The 8,270-nt window shown below is 64.3% G+C and carries 7 protein-coding genes and 1 pseudogene; 4 read left to right on the top strand and 4 right to left on the bottom strand.

What is annotated here, in order from left to right:
- Positions 1–317: 317 nt before the first annotated feature.
- The 3 genes from EN781_RS18550 to EN781_RS18560 form a co-directional block, all read right to left on the bottom strand.
- Positions 318–1,313, bottom strand: a complete 996-nt coding sequence (locus EN781_RS18550; protein WP_126057072.1) for an ABC transporter permease — start codon at positions 1,311–1,313, stop codon at positions 318–320.
- Between the two features lie 62 nt (positions 1,314–1,375).
- Positions 1,376–2,920: a sugar ABC transporter ATP-binding protein gene (locus EN781_RS18555; protein WP_126059274.1), complete on the bottom strand. Its 1,545-nt coding sequence runs from the start codon at positions 2,918–2,920 to the stop codon at positions 1,376–1,378.
- Between the two features lie 114 nt (positions 2,921–3,034).
- Entirely contained in the window at positions 3,035–3,997 is a 963-nt protein-coding gene (locus EN781_RS18560; protein WP_126057071.1) for a sugar-binding protein, read from the bottom strand.
- 618 nt (positions 3,998–4,615) lie between these two features.
- Between EN781_RS18560 and EN781_RS18565 the strand changes: the two genes are divergently transcribed.
- The 4 genes from EN781_RS18565 (at position 4,616) to EN781_RS18580 (ending at position 7,538) form a co-directional block, all read left to right on the top strand.
- Positions 4,616–5,731, top strand: coding sequence for a LacI family DNA-binding transcriptional regulator (locus EN781_RS18565; RefSeq protein ID WP_189347671.1), 1,116 nt, complete (start codon positions 4,616–4,618; stop codon positions 5,729–5,731).
- Between the two features lie 71 nt (positions 5,732–5,802).
- A complete protein-coding gene (locus EN781_RS18570) occupies positions 5,803–6,108 on the top strand; it encodes a DUF1778 domain-containing protein (protein ID WP_126057070.1) in 306 nt (101 codons plus the stop codon).
- A gap of 23 nt (positions 6,109–6,131) precedes the next feature.
- Positions 6,132–6,644: a GNAT family N-acetyltransferase gene (locus EN781_RS18575; RefSeq protein ID WP_210213481.1), complete on the top strand. Its 513-nt coding sequence runs from the start codon at positions 6,132–6,134 to the stop codon at positions 6,642–6,644.
- Between the two features lie 93 nt (positions 6,645–6,737).
- Complete coding sequence (locus EN781_RS18580) at positions 6,738–7,538, top strand: class I SAM-dependent methyltransferase (protein ID WP_126057068.1); 801 nt, start codon at positions 6,738–6,740, stop codon at positions 7,536–7,538.
- A gap of 81 nt (positions 7,539–7,619) precedes the next feature.
- Here EN781_RS18580 and EN781_RS35995 read toward each other — a convergent pair.
- Positions 7,620–7,724 (bottom strand): annotated as a pseudogene (locus EN781_RS35995) (sugar ABC transporter ATP-binding protein); the annotation flags it as partial.
- Positions 7,725–8,270: the final 546 nt, after the last annotated feature.

Raw genomic sequence — 8,270 nt, forward strand, 5'->3', positions numbered from 1 at the left:
CGTATGACGCTTGTCCGCTGCAGCGCCGCGCTAACCAATCCGCTTGGCGCTGCAGCGGACAAACAGGGGGAGAACTGTTACCTATGTATCCGGTTCAAACTGTTACCCATCTATCGGCTGGACACCGACCGCAGCCTCGGCGCCTATCTAGCAACATTCGAAATTGGCGAAATCATCGAAGAGAGCGCCCCTCTCCCCGTCACTATACGGGAAGAGGATGCCGGCAGGCAGGCCAGGGGCAGCGCCAACGTCCGAAAAAGGGTGGCAGCCCGCGAAGTTGAAACTGCCCGCTGCCTGCCGAGCTCGAACGAGGGAAGCTACTCCGCCGGCGCGCCGGCGACGTTCCTGCGCGTGGCGTCGATCATCTGCCGCCGCGCCCGGAACACGCCCCATTGCTGGTCGACGAGCACGCCGATCAGGATCACCCCGCCCATCACCGCGAAGTTCAGCGAGGACGGGATGCCAAGCAGGTTGACGAGGTTCTGCAGCTCCTGCAGCAGCACCGTGCCGAGGATGACGCCGATCAGCGAGCCTTCGCCGCCGCGCAGCGAGAAGCCGCCGAGTACGGCCGCGGCAATGGCATAGAGCTCGTAGAACTGGCCGTGGCTCGCCGGCGAGATCGAGCGCGTGTACATGGCGAAGTAGATCGCCGACAGCGCCGTCAGCACGCCGCAGATGACGTAGGCCGCCATGACGATGCGGCCCGTGCGAATGCCCGAATATTTCGCCGCTTCCTCGTTCTTGCCGATGGCGTAGAGATAGCGCCCGAATACCGAGCGGTGCAGCACCACCCACATGACGATGGCGATGATGATCAGCGCGATGAAGCTGTTCGGCACGCCCCAGCTGCGTCCGGCGGTGAGGAATTCGAGGTCCGGGAAATTCTGGCCGAAGGCGAAGCCCGCCGTGCCGTCGGCGGTGTAGAAGCGCGCCACGCCGCGGTAGATGAGCAAGCCGCACAGCGTCACCACGAAGGGCTGCAGCTTCAGCCGCGTGATCAGCCAGCCATGCACCAGGCCGATGATGGCGCCGAGCGCGATGATCAGCACGAAGGCCAGCGGCCAGTCCAGCTCGCGCACGGCGATGAAGTCGATGAACAGCGTGCCGAGCAGCGCGACAAGCGAGCCGACCGACAGTTCGATGCCGCCTGTGATGATGACGAAGGCCTGGCCGATCGAAAGGATGCCGAACAGCCCGATCAGGTTGGAGGTGTTGGCGAGGTTGATCGGCAACAGGAAGCGCGGATTGATGGCCGTCACGACGGCGCCGACCACCAAGATAAGGACCAGCAGGCCGAGATCCTTCTTGCTCATCGTTGTCCTCCCCTTGACGGCAGGGTCCACGGTTTTGCGGCCGGACCCTGTGGCAAACAAAACTATTTCGGCGTCTTGCCCACAGCCAGCAGAAGCACGTTCTCCTGGCTGAAATGATCCTTGTCGAGAATGCCGGATATCCGCCCCTCATGCATGACCGCGATGCGGTCCGACACCCCGATCACCTCTTCCATGTCGCTTGAGATCATCAGCACCGCGACGCCGGCATCGGCAAGCGCCCGCATCAGCCCGTAGATCTCGGCCTTGGCGCCGATGTCGATGCCGCGCGTCGGCTCGTCGAGGATCATCACCTTGGGGTTCATCGCCAGCCATTTGGCCAGCACCACCTTCTGCTGGTTGCCGCCCGACAGCGTGCCGGTGCGGGTCGCGACCGACGGCGCCTTGATGCCGAGATTGCTCTTCTGCTTCTCCGCGGTGGCAACTTCCGCGCTCGTCGAGACCAGCGAGCGCTTCGCATGCGCCGGCAGGTTGGGCAGCGAGATGTTCTGGGCAATCGATAGGTCGAGCAGGATACCGGTCAGCTTGCGATCCTCCGGCACCAGGAAGATGCCGCTCGCGACAGCCTCGGCGGCCGAGCCGAGCTTCAGCGTCTTGCCGTCGAGCGTAACGCTGCCGCCAAAGCATTCGTCGATGCCGAACAGCACGCGCGCCAGCTCGGTGCGGCCAGAGCCGACCAGACCGGCTAGTCCGAGGATTTCGCCATGGCGGACCTCGAGGTCGACGGGACGCTCCGGATAGGCGCTGGTGCGCACAGCCCGGACCGAGAGCGCGACGCCGCCCGGCGCATGCGCGGAATCCGAAACCCGCTCGCGTTCCTTCAGCATGCGGCCGATCATCAGCTTGACCATCTGGTCGTGGTCGATCTGGCTTTTCGCCAGCGTGCCGGCCAGCATGCCGTCGCGCAGCACGACGACGCGGTCGGCGACCCGCTCGACCTCGTGCAGCCGGTGCGAGATGAAGATGACGCTGATGCCTTCCACCTTCAGCGCCTTGATGACGTCGAGCAGCTTGTCGGTCTCGGCGATCGGCAGGCTGGAGGTCGGCTCGTCGAGGATCACCAGCCGCGCCTTGATCGACAGCGCCTTGGCGATCTCGACCATCTGCTGCTGGGCAAGCGACAGCGAGGCGACCGGCGCGTCGGCTGAGAAATTGGCGCCGACGCGCTTGAGCAGCGGCGCCACCATGTCGCGCAGCCTGCCGCGGTCGACCAGCTTCAGCGGCCCGGCCCGCAGCGGCTCGCGGCCGAAGAAGATATTGGCGGCGACGTCGAGATTCTCGAACAGATTGAGTTCCTGGTGCACAAAGGCGATGCCCGAACCGATGCTGGCTTCGACCGTGAGTCCCTCATGCGCGACGCCGTCGACGATGATGGTTCCGCTGTCCGGCCGCGTCACGCCGCCGAGGATCTTCATCAGCGTCGATTTGCCGGCGCCGTTCTCGCCGACCAGGCCGATCACCTCGCCCGGCCGCACCTCCATTGAGAAGCCGTCCAGCGCCACCACGCCGGGATAGGTTTTGCGCACGCCGTCCAGGCTCAGGAACGGAGCAATCGTGGATTGAGCGATGGATACGTCGGAATAATTCATCACGCCTGACAGCAGCCGGTGGGCGTTTGGCCTCAGACTGACGGGCCTTCGCGGGCCCGTCAATATGATCGCCGACTCAAGGCAGATCCCTGAGCCGGCGAAACGTGCGTCGTCCTACTTGCCGGCCATCGCCTTGAGGTTCGCGGCGTAGGCGTCGACATCGTCCTTGCCGATGATCTTTGTCGGCACGATGATCAGGCCGCCCTCCGGGATGCCCGACTTGTCGCCCTTGAGATAGGCGGCCATCAGCTTCATGCCCTGATAGGCCCACTCGAACGGCTGCTGCACCACGGTGGCGGCAACGGTGCCTTCCTTGACGCCGCCCAGCGTGATCGGATCGTCGTCGAAGCCGACGACGGTGATCTGGCCGAGCTTGCCGGCGTCGCGCAGGGCTTCATAGATACGCGGCGTGTTGTAGGAGTAGAAGCCGACCATGCAGGTGATGTCGGGGCTGGCGACCAGCGCGTCCTCGACATTCTTCTTGGCGCGCGCCTGATCGATGTCGTCGCCGCGAACGTCGACCAGCTCGATCTTGCTGCCCTTGAGCCCGTCCTTCATGCCTTCGATGCGTTCTTTGGCATTGTCGGCGCCGAGCAGGCCGACGAAGCCCAGGCACTTGCCGCCGTCCGGCATCGCCTTCTTGGCGATCTCGGCGGCCTGCTTGCCGGCATCGACGTTGGACGAGCCGATATAGGCGACGCGCTTGGTCTGCGGGGCGTCCGAATCGGTGGTGAACAGTGCCGTCTGGGACGCGATCTTGTTCAGCCCGTCGGTCGAGGTCTTGGGGTCGACGGCGGAGACCATGATGCCCTTGACGCCGGCGGTCACCAGGTCGTCCATCAGCCGCTGCTGGATGGCGACGGACGACTGCTCCGGATATTTCAGCTCCAGATTGTAGTCCGGAAGCTCGCCTTGCGCCTTCTTCACGCCGGCTTCCGCCGCCTTCCAGAAGTCGGATGCGCCGTTGACGACGAAGGCCAGCGTCGGCTTGTCGTCGGCGCGCGCGATCGCGCTTGCCGACAGGCCGAGCGCCAGGGCCGCGGCGGCGATGGACGCAGTTCGGATCACAGATTTCATGTTCAACCTCCCTTTTGAAACACAGACAGAATGTGTCGCTTGCGGCGCGGGCGCCCCTCTCCTCAAGGGTTTGGCCCCAGATCCGGCAACCTGAGAATGGCGCCAATCCAGCCGCGACCGAGACACTAGACACTCATTCGCAGTTCGTAAATAGTCCGATTTGTCTGACATTTTCGTGAGTGTGCGGCGACCCTCTTCCGGCGGCTTGCCGGCCCGATGGCGCACCGCATCGCACGCCTTTACGCCACCAGCCGGAAGCCCGGGTCCGGTAACGACGAGTTGACAGTAGAACGCTTACGGCTATTAGTAAATAGTATTAGTTATCGAGGATGGCCGATCCCGCCCGGGCGGGAGATCTGGCAGCCAAAGCAGAGCGCAAGGGAGGAATAAGAGCGCCAGCGGCAAAGCGGGCCATCGCGCGGAAATTCTAAGGAAAATCGTCAGCTTTGCTGACCTTGTCCGGTCGTTTCGTCGGCGTGCGGCGCGGCTGGCGCGGAACGCGTCGCGTGTGATAATAGTTATAATCAGCTGCATTTCGATAAATGAGCTTCCACGAAAGCCATCTTGCCGTTGCTGCCGGCCTTTGCTTAACAACCGGCCGGGGTTGGGAAAACGACCATGAGCGAACCGACGGAATTGCGCGATCCCCCGGAGGCGTCCAGGCGACGCGCCGCCAGGCCCAAAGGCCGCGTCACCATGACCGACATCGCCAGGGCCGCCGGCTGCTCGCAGGCGACGGTGTCGTTCGTACTCAACAATTCGCCCGGCATACGGCTCTCGCAGCAGACCCGCGACCGGGTGATCGAAGCGGCGCGGTCGCTGGGTTACTCGCCGCCGGTGTTTTCCGCCCTGCGGCCGCCGGTGACGCCCTTCGAGGGGCTGGACGGCGTCATCGGCTTCGCCGTCGACCAGCTCGCCACCAGCCCCGAGGCGGTGGTCGCCATCGAGGGCGCGCGCCAGGCCTCTTGGAATGCCGGCAACGTGCTGCTTGTCGCGCAGACCATGGGCGACGCCGTCATGGAGCCGCGCGCCATCCAGGCGCTGACCAGGCGCGGCATCTCGGCGCTGATCTACATGACCATCTTCACCCGCGAGATCGCGGCGCCCGAGTTCCTCTATAGCCTCGACATCCCGGTCATCCTGCTCAACTGCTACACCGCCGACTATGCCTTCCCGGCGGTAGTGCCCTCCGAGATCGCCGGCGGCCAGAGCGCGACAAGGCATCTCATCGGCCACGGCCACCGCCGTATCGCCACCATCACCGGCGAGCCCTGGATGCAAGCGGCTCAAGATAGGCTGAAAGGCTATCGCCGCGCGCTCGCCACCGCCGACATTCCTTTCGATCCGGAGCTGGTGGTCGAGGGCGACTGGTCGGCCAGCGCCGGCTATGCCGCGACCGTCAAATTGCTCGCCCTGAAGGAGCGCCCGACCGCCATCTTCTGCCAGAACGACCGCACCGCGATCGGCTGCTACGAGGCGCTGAAGGAGGCCGGCCTGCATATCCCCGAGGATATTTCCGTCGTCGGCTATGACGACGAGGAGATCGCCCGCCATCTGTTCCCGCCGCTGACGACATCGATCCTGCCGCATATGGCGATGGGCCAATGGGCGATCGAGCAGTTGGAAGCGCCGCCCACGCCGGGCCGCGGCCGCTATCCCATCACCAAGCTGGAATGCCCGCTGGTGGAGCGGGAGAGCGTGGGCAGGCTCGGGGTCCGGGACGCTACGGGGTGAGATCCTGCGAGCCTGTATTGACATTGTCATGACAATTGCTAGATATCTGATCCTGATGCAGGAGGATTTCGATGCCGCAGTCCAATCATGCCGGCCGCGATCGCGATGCGGCGCGAAAGGATGATGTGATTCAGATCCGCGCTTCGGCGGGGACGAAGGCCATTCTCAGCCGCGCCGCGGGTTTGCGCGGGCAGAAACTGTCGGAATTCATGCTGGACAGCGCCCGCAGGCAGGCTGAAGAAACCATTCTCGACCAGCGCGCCTTCTTTCTCGATGCCGACGCGCATCAGAAATTGCTCGATCTGCTCGACGCCCCCGACAAACCGAACGAGGAACTTCGCGCGCGCATGACGCGCAAGCCCGCCTGGGAGCGCTGATGCCTGCTGGTGGAGGGCCGGGGTTGCGGGTCAGCCCTCCGGAACGGCTGACCGTCGGCCACGATGTGTCCCCGTTTCGTAACGGCAGGCATCCCACGCTCGATGACTGGTTGCGCAATCGCGCTCTTGCCGGCGAGGGCCTGTCCGCCCGGACCTATGTGATCTGTGACGCGAACATGAATAATCGCGTCATCGGCTACTATGCGATCTCGACGGCGATGGAAGAACGGATCGCGCTGCCAAGCGCGAAGCTGAGGCGGGGTATGCCCGAGCAGGTCCCGCTGCTGCTGATCGGCCGCCTGGCGGTCGATCAGGCATTCCAGGGACTTGGGCTTGGCGGGGACCTGCTTGCCGATGCGCTGCGTCGCTGCTTGGCCGTGTCGGAGATCGCCGGGGTTCGCGCCGTGGTGGCGCATGCGATAGACGATGACGCCGTCGGCTTCTATCAGCGGCACGGCTTCATTCTGTCTCCGCTGGGCGAGCGAGTGATGCTGATGCCGATCGAGACAGTGCAGGCATTGTTCTCGAAAGTCTGAGTCGTCCGGCCGCTCGAACGACGAGGTCGTCTTACCACCACTTGGCATCGATCCCGTCGAGGACTAGCCTGAGGCCAGCGAAGGGAGAGCGAGATGACGTCGAGCTTCACCGTGCACCAGGCATCCGGCTACGAGCAGCTGATGGGACGCTGGAGCCGCAGGCTGGCGCCCAAATTCATCGACTTCGCCGGCCTGGCCGGCGGCGAGAAGATCCTCGACGTCGGCTGCGGCACCGGCAGCCTGACCTTCGAGCTGGCGAAATCCGCCGGCCTCGCCGAAATCCAGGCCATCGACTTCTCGCCCGTCTTCATCGAGGCGGCCAAGGCACGCAACACCGATTCGCGCATCACCTTCAGCCAAGCGGACGCTACCGCCTTGCCGTTCGCGGACGACGCATTCGACCGCGCCCTTGCCCTGCTCGTGCTCCACTTCGTGCCGGAAACCGGCAAGGCGGTGGCCGAGATGCGCCGCGTGACGCGGCCCGGCGGCGTGATCGCGGCGGTGGTGTGGGACCATCTCGGCGGCATGCCCGGCATGCGCATGATGATCGACACGGTTGCCGCGCTCAGCGAAAGCGGCCGCCAGATGCGCAGCCGCTATTGCTTCCAGCCGATGATGCAGCCGGGCGAGATGAAGCGGACCTTTGTCGAGCAGGGTCTTGCCGACGTCACCGAGACCGAGCTGATGATCCGCATGGACTATGCGGATTTCGACGACTACTGGGCGCCGATCGGCGCCGGCGAGGGGCCGCTCGGCAAATACATGTCCACGGTCGACGCCGCAGAGCGGACGCGCATCGAAGCCGCCGTCCGCGATGCCTATCAGGCCGGCCGGCCCGACGGCCCGCGCTCGTTCGCCAATGTCGCCTGGGCCTGCCGGGGCGTTGTTCGCTAGAGGCGTTTTCGCGCTAAGTACTTGTTTTGATGCAATTCCGGACGGAAAACCGCCGCGTACTTTTCCTGTAATTCCTCCAACGCCGACCATCAGCTTGACGACCTCGTCATGGTTGGTCTCGGAGATCTTGCGCTCGCCGGACACCCCGCGCCTCGGCACGGCAATGCGGTCGGAGACTGCAACGATGATGCCCGGCGCAGATCGCAACCAACCAATCTGTCGAGCGCGCCGCTCTGCGCCGCTTGGCTTTCCGGAATCTCAAAAAAGACTATGACAGATAGCAATACTATGCTATGCGGCATAGCAATAATGCTATTTGACATAGCGAATGATGGCAAGGGAGGAGCCACACAGTGCCGAGGTCGCGGTGTAATGGGTGAAGTCGGCCCCGTCTTGGTGATGGGGCCAGGCTGCATCCTCGATGCCACCGCGCTCGTTAGCCACTGCACCAAGCGCTTGAGCCTACAAAGTACCAAAGACATTCTGTGCGCTTGAGGCGTTGCCGCGAACAGCCTCCGGCAAGATTCACGTGCTGCGGGCGCTGGCAGCGGCAGGACCAGATGCCCCGCGCGCGCAGCAGAGCAATTGCGAATGTTTGCAAGGGAGGATCAACGAGTGAACATCCAAAGCAGGAGCTTCATCGACGAGGCGCGCTGGACCGGCAAGGCATTTCTGGGTGGCTGGCGTGAGACGGCTGCCGGCGTCGCCGAGGTGCGCAATCCCGCGACCGCC

Origin of the sequence: Mesorhizobium sp. M4A.F.Ca.ET.090.04.2.1 (assembly GCF_003999085.1) — a bacterium.
In the GTDB taxonomy this organism is placed as follows: Bacteria; Pseudomonadota; Alphaproteobacteria; order Rhizobiales; family Rhizobiaceae; genus Mesorhizobium.

Excerpts from the sequence above, each read along its gene's own strand:
- EN781_RS18560 (WP_126057071.1), bottom strand. The coding sequence starts at position 3,997 with ATGAAATCTGTGATCCGAACTGCGTCCATCGCCGCCGCGGCCCTGGCG.
- EN781_RS18550 (WP_126057072.1), bottom strand. The coding sequence starts at position 1,313 with ATGAGCAAGAAGGATCTCGGCCTGCTGGTCCTTATCTTGGTGGTCGGC.
- EN781_RS18565 (WP_189347671.1), top strand. The coding sequence starts at position 4,616 with ATGAGCGAACCGACGGAATTGCGCGATCCCCCGGAGGCGTCCAGGCGA.
- EN781_RS18555 (WP_126059274.1), bottom strand. The coding sequence starts at position 2,920 with ATGAATTATTCCGACGTATCCATCGCTCAATCCACGATTGCTCCGTTC.
- EN781_RS18570 (WP_126057070.1), top strand. The coding sequence starts at position 5,803 with ATGCCGCAGTCCAATCATGCCGGCCGCGATCGCGATGCGGCGCGAAAG.
- EN781_RS18580 (WP_126057068.1), top strand. The coding sequence starts at position 6,738 with ATGACGTCGAGCTTCACCGTGCACCAGGCATCCGGCTACGAGCAGCTG.